This window comes from Mesorhizobium sp. M6A.T.Ce.TU.002.03.1.1 (assembly GCF_003997275.1).
In the GTDB taxonomy this organism is placed as follows: Bacteria; Pseudomonadota; Alphaproteobacteria; order Rhizobiales; family Rhizobiaceae; genus Mesorhizobium; species Mesorhizobium mediterraneum.
In genome coordinates, this window is record NZ_RZTI01000143.1 from 1 (window position 1) to 15117 (window position 15117).

The window sequence follows — 15117 nt, forward strand, 5'->3', positions numbered from 1 at the left end:
TGCCTCGGCGATGACGTCTGCCGGGAAAATATGTGGAATGTCGTGCGCGTGAATGGCGATCATCGAGACCGCCTTTTCGCTGGTCAGCGAACCCAGCACCGCCAGCACCTTGGCTCTGGGCAGCCCGTAGCGGGAGGCCCGCGCCGGCTCGACCTCGACCAGATCGCCGTTCTTGGCGCCGTTCTGGAATTCCTTGTCGACGACCAGCTCCGGCTGGCGTCTTTCGACAGGCTCGATGCGAAAGGTACCGTCCTGCAGCACGCGGAAGACGCCGAGAACGGCATCGGTGCGCTTCTCGAAGATCTTCATCACCCGCCCGGTATAGGCAGGGCCCGTCGCGTCATCGGTTGGAAAGGTCTTGGCTAGCACGCGGTCGCCGATGCCCGGTGTCGGGCCGCCGCCGCCACGCGACACGCGGATCGCTATGACAGGAGGCTCGCCATTGCCCACGGCTTCGGTCGGGTGCGCCAGCAGCACGCCGTCGGCGTCGCGGCCAAAGATGTCGAGCACGGCGACATGGGGCAGGGCGCCGACACGGGCCAGCCGCTTGCGCTCCTTGGTCAGCAGGCCCTCATCCTGCAGGTCGCGCAAAATGTCCTTCAGCCAGATACGGTCCTCGCCGCGCAGCGCAAACGCCTTGGCGATGTCGCGTTTGCCGGAGCGATCCGGATTTTCGGCGATGTAGCGCAGGATCTCGTCACGGGACGGCCGGTAGTTATCCCTGACCTTGGCCCTCGTGTCGGCGGTGCGCAGATCGCCATGGCTTCTTCCGGATACCCTGCGCGCCACGATGCCTATCCCTTTTTCTTGGCCACTTTCTTGGCCGCTGGTTTTTTGGCTGCCGCAGGCTTTTTGGCAGGTGCGGCCGCTTTGCGGAAGGGCTTTCTGCCGCCATTGCCACCCTTGGCTTCCTTCTCGGCAATCAGCGCCACCGCATCCTCGACCGTCACCGACTGCGGGTCCTTGCCCTTCGGTAGCGTCGCATTGACCTTGCCGAAATTAACATAGGGCCCGTATTTGCCGTCACGCACGACGATCTTGCCGCCGCCCGCCGGATGCTCGCCAAGTTCCTTCAAGGCGGCGGGCGTGCCGCCATTGCGGCCGCCGGGGCCCTTCAACTTCTTCTCGGCGATCACCGACACGGCGCGGTTGAGGCCGATCGAGAACACGTCCTCGATGTTGTCGAGATTGGCGTAGGTGCCGTCATGCAGCACGAACGGACCGTAGCGCCCCAGCCCGGCCGAGATCATCTTGCCGGATTCCGGATGCTTGCCGACGTCACGCGGCAGCGACAGCAAGGCGAGGGCCTTTTCGTGGTCGATCGAATCGACCGTCCAGCCCTTGGGCAGGCTGGAGCGCTTGGCTTCCTTGCCGTCGCCGCGCTGGATATAGGGGCCGAAACGACCGCTGCGCAGCGTGATTTCCTCCGCCGTGTAGGGGTCCTTGCCAAGCACCTTGGTGCCGTCCTCGCCATTGCCGTTTTCGCCATTGGGGTTGGCGGCGTCGCCGAGCTGGCGGGTGAAGGAGCATTCGGGGTAGTTGGAACAGCCGACAAAGGCGCCGAACTTGCCGAGCTTCAGCGACAGGTTGCCGGTGCCGCATTTCGGGCAGATGCGCGGATTTGAGCCGTCTTCCCGCGTTGGGAAGACGAGCGGCGCCAGTTCCTCGTTGAGCGCGTCGAGCACGTCGGTGACGCGCAATTCCTTGATGTCGGCGACGGCGCCCGAAAAATCCTTCCAGAAATCGCGCAGCACATCCTTCCAGGCGAGCTTGCCGTCGGAAATCTCGTCGAGCTTTTCCTCGAGTGAGGCGGTGAAGTCGTATTCGACATAGCGCTCGAAGAAGCTTTCGAGGAAGGCCGACAGCAGCCGACCCTTGGCCTGCGGCAACAGCTTGCGCTTGTCCATGCTGACGTAGTCGCGATCCTCGAGCGTCTTCAGGATCGCAGTGTAGGTCGAGGGACGACCGATGCCGAGTTCTTCCAGCTTCTTGATCAGCGAGGCTTCCGAATAGCGCGGCGGTGGCTCGGTGGTGTGCTGGGTGGCGTTGATCGCCTCGCGGTCGAGCTGTTCGCCGGCACGGATCTCGGGCAGACGGCGGTCTTCCTCGTCTTCCGAATCCTCGTCCTTCTGGTCGGTATAGGCGGCAATGAAGCCGTCGAAGCGAACGACCGAACCGATGGCGCGGAGTTCCGCGGTGCGAGCGCCGTTGACTGCCTCGATCTCGGCCGTGGTGCGCTCGATCTCGGCCGGCTGCATCTGGCTGGCGATGGCACGTTTCCACACTATCTCGTAGAGCCGTGCCTGGTCGGCATCGAGATATTGTCTGACAGAAGCGGGGGTGCGCATGAAATCGGTCGGGCGGATCGCTTCGTGGGCTTCCTGGGCGTTCTTGGCCTTGGTCGTGTATTGGCGCGGCTTCTCGGGCAGGTATTTTGGGCCGAACTCCTTGGCGATCGCATCGCGCGCAGCTGATATCGCCTCGGGCGCCATCTGCACGCCGTCGGTTCGCATATAGGTGATCAGGCCGGTGGTCTCGCCGCCGATGTCCATGCCTTCATAGAGCCGCTGCGCCACCTGCATGGTGCGGCTTGCCGAAAAACCGAGACGCGAGGAGGCAGCCTGCTGCAGCGTCGAGGTGGTGAAGGGCGGGCCTGGATTGCGCTTGGTCGGCTTGGCTTCGACCGATAGCGCCTTGAAGGTCGCACCTTCCAGCATCGCCTTGATGTCATCGGCCTGCGCCTTGTTCGAAATGTCGAGCTTTTGCAGCTTCTTGCGGTCGAAGGCGGTCAGCCGCGCCTCGAAGTTTTCCTTGCGCGGCGTGCCGAGGAGAGCTGATACCTGCCAGTACTCCTCGCGGATGAAGCGCTCGATCTCCAATTCGCGGTCGCAGACGAGGCGCAGTGCCACCGACTGCACGCGGCCGGCGGAACGGGCGCCCGGCAGCTTGCGCCACAGGACGGGCGACAGCGTGAAGCCGACGAGATAGTCGAGCGCGCGGCGAGCGAGATAGGCGTCGACCAGCGGCGCATCGATCTGGCGCGGATTGGCCATCGCTTCCAGCACCGATGACTTGGTGATGGCGTTGAAGACGACGCGGCTGACCGGCTTGTCCTTCAGCGCGCGCTTCTGCTTCAGCACTTCCAGGACATGCCAGGAAATGGCTTCGCCCTCGCGATCCGGATCGGTGGCGAGGATCAGGCCGTCGGCGTCCTTGACCGCCCTGGCGATGTCAGCAAGACGTTTGCTCGAGGCGGTGTCGACAGCCCAGGACATGGCAAAATCCTCGTCCGGACGCACCGAGCCATCCTTGGCCGGCAGATCGCGGACGTGGCCAAACGAGGCCAGGACCTTGTAGTTCTTTCCGAGGTACTTGTTGATTGTCTTCGCTTTGGCCGGCGATTCGACGACGACGACGTCCATGAGGTCTCATATCAGCTGTGGTGCGGCAGAAGAATTCCGCTGCGCGCGACGAAATCTCGTACAATTGTCGCTCACATGGCCGGGCTTTTGCATCCGGTCAAGGGGAAGCGCCCAAAATGCAGTCCTGCATTGAGTGCACAACCCAAGAGCGAGTCATGTGATATCCGCAATCTCGGATAAGAGAGCGGGCTGCCTATCGTTGGACAAGCCGGCAATGAATCCGGGAGAACGGGACAAATTCTTCCGCGGATATAAGAGAAACATCGATCATGCGCCAGCCCCAGCCGGAGAGGCATCCGGCATGATGCTCGGTCGGGCGGGCGATACTGGCGCCGCGAGTGGGCTGGAATGCCTAGCAGGACAGTGCAAGAAGCTGGCAGCCGGAAGGCCTGCAGTGATACACGGCAGCCAGCGATTCCCCGCCGGTCAATGCGGGGATCTCGGTCCGAGCTTAGTCGGCCTTGGCTATATGCCAGACGCCGCCGACGCCGTCGCCGGTCACATCGCCGGCCTTCTTGTCCTTGATGAACGTGTAGAGCGGCTTGCCCTCATAGGCCCACATCTTGGTGCCGTCGGTGTGGTCGACGACCGTCCATTCGCCCTCGGCCTTGGCGTCGGCCTCAGCCTTCAGCGGCGGCCAATTGGTGGCGCATTTGTCGTAGCAGTTCGACTTGCCCGTCTCGTCCTTGTCGTAGGTGTAAAGGGTCATGCCATTGGCATCGGTGTAGATCTTGGTGCCGCCGACATCGGCTTCCTTCCACGCTTCGGCGGCATATGAGGCGGCGGTGCCGAGCAAAAGCACCGCCAGCCCAACTGTGATCGATTTCATGAGGTTCTCCCTGATATGATCGAGAAGCGCGCGGAAAGTTGCGGCCCCGTTGCATCAACGCGCTTGGCGTATCGTTTCTTCCTCGATGCAGGGCGGCAACTTGCCACGCAATGGTGATTGGCGGACAAGTCCGTGCGCCGCTATATCGGCGCCGATACAGTTGGAGTTTCGGGAATGGCATTGGATATCGGCTATGTCAGCGCGGTCGGGGCGGGGGCGATCTCGTTCCTGTCGCCTTGCGTGCTGCCGCTGGTGCCGCCCTATCTCTGCTATATGGCCGGCGTGTCGGTCGATGATTTCCGCGGCAATGCCGGCGTCACGGCCAAGGCCGACGCACGCAGCGCGCTGCTTTATGCTTCGATCGCCTTCGTTCTCGGCTTCTCGACCGTCTTCGTGGCGTTAGGCGCCGGCGCCTCGACCATTGGCCGGCTGCTGCGCGTCTGGCAGGAGCCGCTGGCAATGGCCGCCGGCGCGCTGATCATCCTGATGGGGTTGAACTTCCTCGGCATATTGCGCATCCCGCTGCTGTCGCGTGAGGCGCGCTTCCAGTCGCAGGGCAAGCCGGCCAGTATCGTTGCCGCCTATGTCATGGGACTTGCCTTCGCCTTCGGCTGGACACCCTGCATCGGACCGGTGCTGGGACCGATCCTGACGCTGGCCGGCGGCCGGGAGACGGTGGGCGAGGGCGCAGCTCTGCTTGCCGCCTATTCGCTCGGCCTCGGCATCCCGTTCCTGATCGCGGCGCTGTTTTCCGGCGCCTTCATGCGCTTTCTCTCAAAATTCCGCGTCCATCTCGGCCGGGTCGAAAAAGCAATGGGCGCGCTGCTGGTCGTCGCCGGCGTCTTTTTCCTGACCGGCGGCGTGCAGGCCATGTCTTATTGGCTGCTGGAAAATTTCCCGGTGCTGGGGCAACTGGGTTAGGGCTCTTGAGCTGTGGACCCGCTGATTAAGAGTCAGTTGCTCGACCGTCTCACCGGAATTTAACCGCATTGGTGCAGCATGGCGCCAAATGCTAGACATGCCTTGATTCCCAACCCTTTTCATATGGTTGCCATTCCATGAGCCAGAGAACCTGCCTGTCCGTCATCCTCGCCGCAGGCGAAGGCACGCGCATGAAAAGCGCAGTGCCAAAAGTGCTGCACCTGATCGCCGGCCTGCCGATGGTCGCCCATGTCGTCAAGGCTGCCGAAGCCGCAGGCAGCGGTGATCTGGCGCTGGTGATCGGCCATGGCGCGGAAGAGATGCGCAAGGCCACGCAAAAGTTCGCGCCGAAGGCGGAGACTTTCGTCCAGGACAAGCGGCTCGGCACGGCGCATGCCGTGCTGGCAGCTCGTGCTGCGATATCAAAGGTTTACGACGACATCCTGGTGATGTTCGGCGATACGCCGCTGATCGATCCGGAGGTGCTGGCTGCTGCGCGCCTGAAGCTGGCCGAAGGCGCTGCCGTCGTTGTGGTCGGCTTCCGCACGTCAAATCCTTCCGGCTATGGCCGGCTGATCGAAAAAGGCGGCAAGCTCGTCGCTATCCGCGAGGAAAAGGACTGCACCGGCGAGGAGAAGAAAATCACCTTCTGCAATGGCGGGCTGATGGCGGTTGCGGGCAAGCACGCGCTGCAGCTGCTCGACCAAGTCGGCAACAACAACGCCAAGGGCGAATATTATCTCACCGACATCGTCGAGATCGCCGGCGGGCAGGGTTTTGATGTCGTTGCCGCAGAAGCCAGCTTCGAGAATGCGCTCGGCATCAACAACCGCGCCGAACTCGCCGCGGCGGAAGGCATCTGGCAGACGCGCCGGCGGCGCGAGGCCATGCTCTCTGGCGTCACATTGATCGCGCCGGAAACCGTGTTCTTTTCGCACGATACCGAGATCGGCGCGGACACGATTGTCGAACCCAATGTCTGGTTCGGGCCGGGCGTGACGATCGCCACGGGCGCCAAGATCCATGCTTTCAGCCATATCGAAGGCGCCACGATCGCCTCGAACTGCGATGTCGGTCCGTATGCGCGGCTGCGGCCGGGCGCCGATCTCCGGCAAAAAGCCAAGGTCGGCAATTTCTGCGAGGTCAAAGGGGCGACGATCGAGGAAGGCGCCAAGGTCAACCACCTGACCTATATCGGCGATGCCCGCGTCGGCGCCGGCGCCAATATCGGCGCTGGAACCATCACCTGCAACTATGACGGCTATTCGAAGTTCTTCACCGACATCGGCGAGGGTGCTTTCATCGGCTCGAACTCCTCGCTGGTGGCGCCGGTTACAATCGGCAAGGGTGGTTATATCGCTTCGGGAAGCGTGATCACCGAAAGCGTGCCTGACGATGCGCTGGCCTTCGGCCGCGCCCGCCAGAGGACGCTGGCCGGCAAGGGCAAGGAATTGCGCGAGCGTTTTGCTTCGGCCGAGGCGGCCCGGAAAAAAGCCTAGCCGCGACGACTGCATCATGTCTTTGACGGATTTCAGGAACTGTTGGGCGCGATAGGATGCCCGTACGGAGAAACTGAGCGATTGCGGTAACCGGATTGCAAGGGCGCTCTGTCATGGTGCATCTGTGCAAGAACAGTTCCGGCTGATACGGAACGAAACGCAATGTGATTTTCGCGGCAGCCCGGCCAACCCTAAATGGCGCTGGGGTTTACGCCGGAATCGGGGGCAACGTCTATGTGCGGTATCGTCGGAATTGTCGGTCACTCGCCGGTCGCGCCACTCATCGTCGATGCGCTGAAAAGGCTCGAATATCGCGGCTACGATTCCGCCGGCGTCGCCACAATCGAGCATGGCAAGCTTGGGCGCCGCCGCGCCGAGGGCAAGCTGATTAATCTCGAGCGCCGGCTGAAGGACGAACCACTCGACGGCATGATCGGCATCGGCCACACGCGCTGGGCAACGCATGGCGTGCCGAACGAAACCAATGCGCATCCGCATTTTTCCGACGGCGTCGCCATTGTCCACAATGGCATCATCGAGAATTTCGCCGAATTGCGCGACGAGCTGATACGCGACAGCTACACATTTTCATCGCAGACCGACACCGAGGTCGTCGCCCATCTGGTGGCGCGCGAATTGGCCAGGGGCCTGAAGCCGGTCGAGGCCGCGCACCAGGCGCTGAAGCGGCTGGAAGGCGCCTTTGCGCTGGCCATCATGTTCAAGGGCGATGAGGACCTCATCGTCGGCGCCCGCAACGGCCCACCGCTGGCCGTCGGCCATGGCGACGGCGAGATGTTCCTGGGCTCCGACGCCATCGCGCTTGCCCCCTTCACCAACTCGATCACCTATCTCGAGGACGGCGACTGGGCGGTTGTGCGCCGCAACGAGGTCGCCATCTTCGACATGGACGGCAACAAGGTCGACCGCAAGCGCCAGCAGTCGCTCAGCACCAGCTTCATGGTCGACAAGGGCAATCGGCGCCATTTCATGGAGAAGGAAATCCATGAACAGCCGGAAGTGATCTCGCACACGCTGGCGCATTATGTGGATTTCGTCGGTGGCGTCTCGAAGCCGCTCGACCTGCCTTTCGATTTCGCCAAAATCGACCGGTTGGCGATTTCGGCCTGCGGCACCGCCTATCTGGCCGGCCTGATCAGCAAATACTGGTTCGAGCGGTATGCGAGGCTGCCGGTCGACATCGATGTCGCCTCGGAATTCCGCTATCGTGAAATGCCGCTGTCGAAGACAGACGCCGCCTTCTTCATCTCGCAATCGGGCGAGACCGCCGACACGCTGGCCTCGCTGCGCTATTGCCGCAAGGCCGGGATGAAGATTGGCGCGGTCGTCAATGTCCGAGAATCGACGATGGCGCGTGAATCCGACGTTATCCTGCCAACGCTGGCCGGGCCGGAGATTGGCGTCGCCTCGACCAAGGCCTTCACCTGTCAATTGTCGGTGCTGGCGTCGCTTGCCGTGCGGGCGGGCGTGGCGCGCGGAACGATCTCGCCGGAGCAGGAAACGACGCTGGTCCGCCAACTGTCGGAAGCGCCGCGCTATGCCAATCAGGTCCTGAAGCTCGATGGGCAGATCGAAAAGGTCGCGCGCGACCTTTCTCACTACAAAAACGTGCTCTATCTCGGCCGCGATACCAATTTTCCGCTGGCCATGGAAGGCGCGCTGAAGCTCAAGGAAATCTCCTATATCCATGCCGAGGGCTATGCCGCCGGCGAACTGAAGCACGGGCCGATCGCGCTGATCGACGAGAACATGCCGGTGATCGTCATTGCCCCGCATGACCGCATCTTTGAAAAGACCGTCTCGAACATGCAGGAAGTGGCGGCGCGCGGCGGCAAGATCATCCTGATCACCGACAGCAAGGGTGCCGCGCACGCCACGGTAAAGACGATGGAGACGATCGTGCTGCCGGACGTGCCGGAAATCATCACGCCGATCATCTACGCGTTGCCGATCCAGATGCTGGCCTATTTCACCGCGGTGTTCATGGGCACGGACGTCGACCAGCCACGCAACCTGGCGAAATCGGTGACTGTGGAATAGGCGTGGTTTAAAAATTTCGCAGTTCCAAAGCCGAATGCGGTTCACTAATGTTGCGCCGCAACCAGTGCTGCGGTGAACCATGTCCGATGCTCCCAAGACCTCAGGCATGACCCGGCTGCGGAATTATTTCCTGACAGGCTTTGTCGTCTGCGCGCCGCTGGCGATCACCGCCTACATCGCCTGGTCCTTCATCGGCTGGGTCGATTCCTGGGTGAAACCCTACATTCCGGCGCGCTACAACCCCGATAGCTATCTGCCGGCGCCGGTTCCGGGATTTGGCCTGATCGTCGCCCTGATCCTGATCACCCTGATCGGTTTCCTGACCGCCAATATCGTCGGCCGCGCCATCGTCTTGTTCGGCGAGCGGCTGCTCGGCCGCATGCCCCTGGTGCGCGGCGTCTACGGCTCGCTGAAGCAGATCTTTGAGACCGTGCTGTCGAACAAGGGAAACATGTTCCGCCAGGTCGGGCTGGTGGAATACCCGCGCAAGGGCGTCTGGTCGCTGGTCTTCGTCGCCAGCGAGAAGGAAACCGAGATCAACCAGAAGCTCGACCAGGAAGACAACCCGCTGATTGCGGTGTTCATGCCGTGCACGCCCAACCCGACCACCGGCTTCCTGATGTATGTGCCGAAATCCGATGTCGTGCTGCTCGACATGACGATCGAGGACGGCGCCAAGCTGATCGTCTCGGCCGGGCTGGTGGCGCCGGAGGTCAAGACGAAAATGGTGACGCTGAACGGCAAGCCGATCGGCGTTCAGATCGCCAATCCGCCGGTCGGTGCCGGGCCTCAGCCGGCGCGTAAGAGCCGCACTGCCTCGTCGCGGCCGAACAAATAAAGCAGCATGCGAAGGGCGGCGCCGCGTTCGGATTGCAGCTCGGGATCGCGCGACAGGATCAGCCGCGCGTCGTCGCGGGCGGCTTCGAGCAGGTCGGCATGCGCCTCGATGCGTGCCACCTGGAAGCCCGGCGTACCGGACTGGCGGGTGCCCAGCAACTCGCCTTCGCCACGCAGCTTCAGGTCCTCCTCGGCGATGCGGAAGCCGTCCTCGGTCTCGCGCATCACCGACAGCCGGCGCGTTGCCGTCTCGCCGAGCGGATCCTTGTAGAGCAGCACGCAGGAGGACGGTTTTTCGCCGCGCCCGACCCGGCCGCGCAACTGGTGCAGCTGGGCGAGGCCGAAGCGCTCGGCATGCTCGATGACCATGATCGTGGCATCCGGCACATCGACGCCGACCTCGATGACCGTGGTGGCGATCAGGATGCGTGTCTCGCCGGCCTTGAAGGCGCGCATCGCCTCGTCCTTGTCGGCGCCCTTCATGCGCCCGTACACCAGGCCGATCCAGTCGCCGAACAGCGGCTTTAGCGAGGCAAAACGGTCCTCCGCCGACATCAGCTTGATCTCTTCGGATTCCTCGACCAGCGGACAGATCCAGTAGATCTTCTGGCCGTCGGCGACGGCGTCGCGCATGCGGCCGACCAGTTCGTCGAGCCGTTCGAGCGGCAGGGTGACGGTGCGGATCGGCTGGCGCCCGGCCGGCTTTTCGGTGAGCTTCGAAACATCCATGTCGCCGAAGGCGGTCAGCACCAGCGTGCGTGGGATCGGCGTCGCCGTCATCACCAGCATGTCGGGCGCGTCGCCCTTGGCGGTGATGGCAAGCCGCTGATGGACGCCAAAACGGTGCTGTTCGTCGATGACAGCGAAGACGAGGTCGTGGAACGTTACCGTTTCCTGGAACAGGGCGTGGGTGCCGACGACGATGTCGATCTCGCCACTGGCCAGGCCGGCCAGCGTCTCGGTGCGCTCGCGGCCCTTTTCGCGGCCGGTGAGGATGGCAACGCGCAGGCCCGCCTGTTCTGCCAACGGTGCAATCGTCGCAAGATGCTGGCGCGCCAGGATTTCGGTTGGCGCCATCAATGCCGCCTGGCCGCCTGCCTCGACGGCGCGCCCCATGGCGAGCAGCGCGACAACCGTCTTGCCGGAGCCGACATCGCCCTGCAGCAGGCGCAGCATGCGTTCGGGATCACCGAGATCGGCGTTGATTTCGGCAAGCGCCATTTCCTGCGAGGTGGTCAGCGAATAGGGAAGGGCGGCGCGCAGCTTTTCGACGATGCGGCCGTCACCGACCAATGGTCGTCCGGACAAGCGGCGGACTTTTGCCCGCACCAGTGCCAGCGACACCTGGCCTGCCAGAAACTCGTCATAGGCGAGGCGCCGCCAGGCTGCGCCGTCGATGGACACGTCGATCGGGTCGGCGGGGTTGTGGATGCGGGCGAGCGCATCGCCGAAGGCAGGAAAGGTCTGGCGGCGCAGAAACTCGCCATCCTGCCATTCCGGCAGCACCGGCAAGCGAGCGAGCGCCTGGCCGATTGCCCGGCGCAGCACTTTTCCCGAGAGCCCGGCGGTGAGCGGATAGACCGGCTCGACCAGCGGCAGGTTTTCCGCTTCGCTGGCCAGCGCGATGTGGTCGGGGTGAACCATGGTCGGGCGGCCGTTGAACCATTCCATTCGACCCGAGACCACGACATGCTCGCCTTCCGGCATAGCTTTTTCGAGATAGGCGGCGTGCGCATGGAAGAAGGTCAGCGCGATCTCGCCGGTGTCGTCATGGGCGTAGACCCGGTACGGCACCGATCTGTTGCCGCGCGGCGGCGGCTGGTGGCGATCGATCCGCACATCAAGGGTGACGATCGCGCCTTCGGCCGAGCCGGCGATACCCGGCCGGTTGCGGCGGTCGATTACCGTGTGGGGCAGCACGAACAAAAGATCGCCGGCGCGCGCCGCACGATCGCCGAGATCGGCCGGCACGATTTTCTCGATCAGCGCGCCGACCTTCGGCCCGACGCCGGCAAGCGAGGTGATCGGGACAAACAGCGGATCGAGGAGGGAAGGGCGCATGATGTCAGCTTATGTCGCGACGGCCGCAGCGCAAGGCTGACACCGCCCTCTATCCACGCTATATGCGCCGCTTCAGGCAAGGAAGCAGGACAATGACCGGAACGAGACGATCAAGCGAGGGGCTCGACGCCCGCCGCCGCAAGCTTCTGTTTCGCTCTTGGCATCGCGGCATGCGCGAGATGGACCTCATTCTCGGCAGTTTCGCAGACGCGGAGATCGGCGTCTTGACCGGCGACGAACTCGACCAATATGAAAGGCTCCTCGACGTTCCCGATACCGAATTCCTGCCCGTGATCACCGGCGAGCGCCCGGTTCCCGCAAATTTCGACTGTGCCGTCCTGCAAAAGATCCTGGCGTCGCGCCAGGCGATGACATTCTGAATACGTGATTTCATGAGCTTGATCCCCACCATCGGCCTGCCGAAAGGCCGCGCCGGCCAGTTCATCGTCGACGGTGTCGCCGACGGTTACGAAGCCTTTGCGCTGGTGCAGGCCGCGCACGAGATTGCGCCCGACAAGCCGGTGCTGTTCGTGGCGCGCGACGGCCAGCGCCTGCCTTCGATCATCGAGGCGCTTTCATTCGCAGCGCCAGGCCTGCCCGTGCTCGAGCTGCCGGCCTGGGATTGTCTGCCTTACGACCGCGTCTCGCCCGGAGCGGATGCTGCCGCGCGGCGTCTGGACGCGCTCACCGCGATGATCGCGCTGGTGAAAAAACCGCACCGCGCCGTCATCCTGACCACCGCCAATGCGCTGCTGCAGCGCATTCCGCCGGCAAGCCTCGTCGAGGCACAGACATTTCACGCAAAACCCGGCAACCAGATTGACATGAATGGGCTGGTGTCGCGGCTGGAGATATCAGGCTTCGAGCGGGTGCCTACAGTGCGCGGCGTCGGCGAGTTTGCCGTGCGCGGCGGCATTCTGGACCTGTTCGCACCGGGCTGGACGGAAGCGCTGCGCCTCGATTTCTTCGGCGACACGCTGGAATCGATCCGCGTCTTCGACGCCGCCACGCAGCGCACCATCGGCCAACGCAAGTCGATGGCGCTGCAGGCGATGAGTGAAGTGGCGCTGACGCCGGAGACCATCAGCCGTTTCCGCCGCAGCTACATCGAAGCCTTTGGCGCGCCCTCGCGCGACGATGGGCTCTATGCGGCGGTCAGCGAGGGACGGCGTTTCGCCGGCATGGAGCACTGGCTGCCGTTCTTCTACGAGCGGCTGGAGACGGTGTTCGACTATCTGCCGGACACGCCTGTTGTGTTCGACCATCTGGCGCATGAGGCGCTGACTGAGCGCCATGCGCTGATCCTCGACCATTACGAGGCGCGCAGGAAGCAGGCCGACGGCGCACTGAAGGATGCCGTGCCATATAAGCCGGTGCCGCCCGACCTGCTTTATTTGTCGCCCGAAAACCTCATCGCCTCGCTTGGCCCGCGCGAAGCGATCGACTTCACGCCGTTCGATGCGCCCGACGCCGGCGCGAGGAAAATCTTCCATGCCGGCTCGCGGCATGGCCGCAGCTTCGTCGAGGAACGCGCCGACCCCAACGTCAACGTCTTCGACGTCGTCGTAAAACACATTGCCGATGAGCGGGCCGCCCGCCGCCGCGTCGTCATCGCCGGCTGGACCGAAGGTTCGCTCGACCGGCTTGGCCAGATCCTGGCTGAACATCATCTCGGCAATCTCAAGCCGGTCGCCACGCTGGCCGAGGCGGAAAAGCTCGAGACGGGGCAGGCGGCACTTGCCGTGCTGCCGCTCGAATCCGGCTTCGAGACCGAGAAACTGGTCGTCGTCGCCGAGCAGGACATTCTGGGCGACCGGCTGATCCGCCGCTCGAAGCGCAAGAAGCGTCCTTCCGACTTCATCGCCGAGGCCTCGGCGTTGTCCTCCGGCGATATCGTCGTCCATACCGACCACGGCATTGGCCGCTTCATCGGGCTGCGCACCATCGAGGCGGTTGGTGCGCCGCATGATTGCCTCGAGATCCATTATGCCGGCGATGATCGGCTGTTCCTGCCGGTGGAGAACATCGAGCTTCTGTCGCGCTATGGCTCGGATTCGGCCGAAGCGACGTTGGACAAGCTTGGCGGCGGCGCCTGGCAGTCGCGCAAGGCGCGGCTGAAGAAACGCCTGCTCGACATGGCCGGACAGTTGATCCGCATTGCCGCCGAGCGGCAGATGCGCGCCGCTCCTTCGCTGGTGCCGGCAGATGGTCTCTACGGCGAATTCTCCGCGCGTTTCCCCTACGAGGAAACCGACGACCAGCAGACGGCGATCGATTCGGTCATGGGCGATCTGGGCGCGGGAAAGCCGATGGACCGGCTGATCTGCGGCGACGTCGGCTTCGGCAAGACCGAAGTCGCCCTTCGTGCCGCCTTCATCGCGGCGATGGAAGGGTTTCAGGTCGCGGTGGTGGTGCCGACGACGCTGTTGTCACGCCAGCATTTCAAGACCTTTTCGCAGCGCTTTTCCGGCCTGCCGATCCGCGTCGCCCAGGCATCGCGGCTGGTTGGAGCCAAGGACCTGGCCGAGGCCAAGAAGGGTATCGCCGAAGGCACGGTCGACATCGTCGTCGGCACCCATGCGCTGCTCGGCTCGTCGATCTCGTTCAAGAATCTCGGCCTCCTAATCATTGACGAGGAGCAGCATTTTGGCGTCAAGCACAAGGAACGGCTGAAGGATTTGAAGAGCGACGTGCATGTGCTGACGCTGTCGGCGACGCCGATCCCGCGCACGCTGCAACTGGCGTTGACCGGGGTGCGCGAACTGTCGCTGATCGCCACGCCGCCGGTCGATCGCCTGGCGGTGCGCACCTTCATCTCGCCCTTCGACCCGCTGGTCATCCGCGAGACCCTGCTCAGGGAACGCTACCGAGGTGGTCATTCCTTTTATGTCGTGCCGCGCATCAGCGATTTGGCGGAAATCCATGATTTCCTTCGGGAATCGGTGCCCGAGCTGAAAGTGGCTGTCGCTCACGGCCAGATGCCGCCCGGCGAGCTCGACGACATCATGAACGCCTTCTACGACGGCCAGTACGATGTGTTGCTGTCGACAACCATTGTCGAATCCGGCCTCGATATCCCGACCGCGAACACGCTGATCGTGCATCGCGCCGACATGTTCGGCCTGTCGCAGCTCTACCAGTTGCGCGGCCGCGTCGGGCGCTCGAAGGTGCGCGCCTATGCGCTGTTCACGCTGCCGGCCAATCGCAAGTTGACCGACACCGCCGAGCGCCGGCTGAAGGTGCTGCAGTCGCTCGACACGCTGGGCGCCGGCTTCCAGCTCGCCAGTCACGATCTCGATATCAGAGGCGCCGGCAATCTTCTCGGCGAAGAGCAATCCGGCCACATCAAGGAGGTCGGCTTCGAGCTTTACCAGCAGATGCTGGAAGAAGCGGTCGCCGAGGTGAAGGATTCCGGCGAGGTGCAGGATGGCGGTTGGTCGCCGCAGATCGCCGTCGGCACGGCGGTGATGATCCCGGACAGCTACGTTCC

The 15117-nt window shown here is 63.5% G+C and carries 9 protein-coding genes and 1 pseudogene; 6 read left to right on the forward strand and 4 right to left on the reverse strand.

Annotated features, from left to right (window positions below; all coding sequences use genetic code 11):
* The 3 genes and pseudogenes from EOC93_RS28385 to EOC93_RS28395 all read right to left on the reverse strand — a co-directional run.
* Positions 1–789: pseudogene (locus EOC93_RS28385) on the reverse strand (ribonuclease R); the annotation flags it as partial.
* Positions 790–794: 5 nt separating this feature from the next.
* Positions 795–3422, reverse strand: coding sequence for a type I DNA topoisomerase (gene topA / locus EOC93_RS28390; RefSeq protein WP_095485364.1), 2628 nt, complete (start codon positions 3420–3422; stop codon positions 795–797).
* Positions 3423–3873: 451 nt separating this feature from the next.
* Positions 3874–4251, reverse strand: coding sequence for a hypothetical protein (locus tag EOC93_RS28395; protein ID WP_095485363.1), 378 nt, complete (start codon positions 4249–4251; stop codon positions 3874–3876).
* A gap of 174 nt (positions 4252–4425) precedes the next feature.
* Between EOC93_RS28395 and EOC93_RS28400 the strand changes: the two genes are divergently transcribed.
* From EOC93_RS28400 to EOC93_RS28415, 4 genes are all read left to right on the forward strand, one after another.
* The gene (locus EOC93_RS28400; RefSeq protein ID WP_095485582.1) at positions 4426–5172 is read left to right on the forward strand and encodes a cytochrome c biogenesis CcdA family protein; all 747 of its coding nucleotides are present in this window, start codon (positions 4426–4428) and stop codon (positions 5170–5172) included.
* 137 nt (positions 5173–5309) lie between these two features.
* Positions 5310–6671, forward strand: coding sequence for a bifunctional UDP-N-acetylglucosamine diphosphorylase/glucosamine-1-phosphate N-acetyltransferase GlmU (glmU, locus tag EOC93_RS28405; RefSeq protein ID WP_127206272.1), 1362 nt, complete (start codon positions 5310–5312; stop codon positions 6669–6671).
* Positions 6672–6905: 234 nt separating this feature from the next.
* Positions 6906–8729, forward strand: coding sequence for a glutamine--fructose-6-phosphate transaminase (isomerizing) (gene glmS / locus EOC93_RS28410; protein WP_095485361.1), 1824 nt, complete (start codon positions 6906–6908; stop codon positions 8727–8729).
* A 79-nt stretch (positions 8730–8808) separates the two neighbouring features.
* A complete protein-coding gene (locus EOC93_RS28415) occupies positions 8809–9567 on the forward strand; it encodes a DUF502 domain-containing protein (RefSeq protein ID WP_095485360.1) in 759 nt (252 codons plus the stop codon).
* On the opposite strand, the gene recG is transcribed toward EOC93_RS28415, so the two are convergent.
* Complete coding sequence (gene recG, locus EOC93_RS28420) at positions 9519–11627, reverse strand: ATP-dependent DNA helicase RecG (RefSeq protein WP_095485359.1); 2109 nt, start codon at positions 11625–11627, stop codon at positions 9519–9521. The genes EOC93_RS28415 and recG overlap by 49 nt on opposite strands.
* Positions 11628–11719: 92 nt before the next feature.
* Between recG and EOC93_RS28425 the strand changes: the two genes are divergently transcribed.
* Together EOC93_RS28425 and mfd are read left to right on the forward strand one after the other, a co-directional pair.
* Positions 11720–12007, forward strand: coding sequence for a succinate dehydrogenase assembly factor 2 (locus EOC93_RS28425; RefSeq protein WP_095485581.1), 288 nt, complete (start codon positions 11720–11722; stop codon positions 12005–12007).
* Positions 12008–12019: 12 nt separating this feature from the next.
* On the forward strand, positions 12020–15117 hold a 3098-nt coding region (gene mfd / locus EOC93_RS28430; protein ID WP_127206273.1), incomplete at its 3' end, for a transcription-repair coupling factor.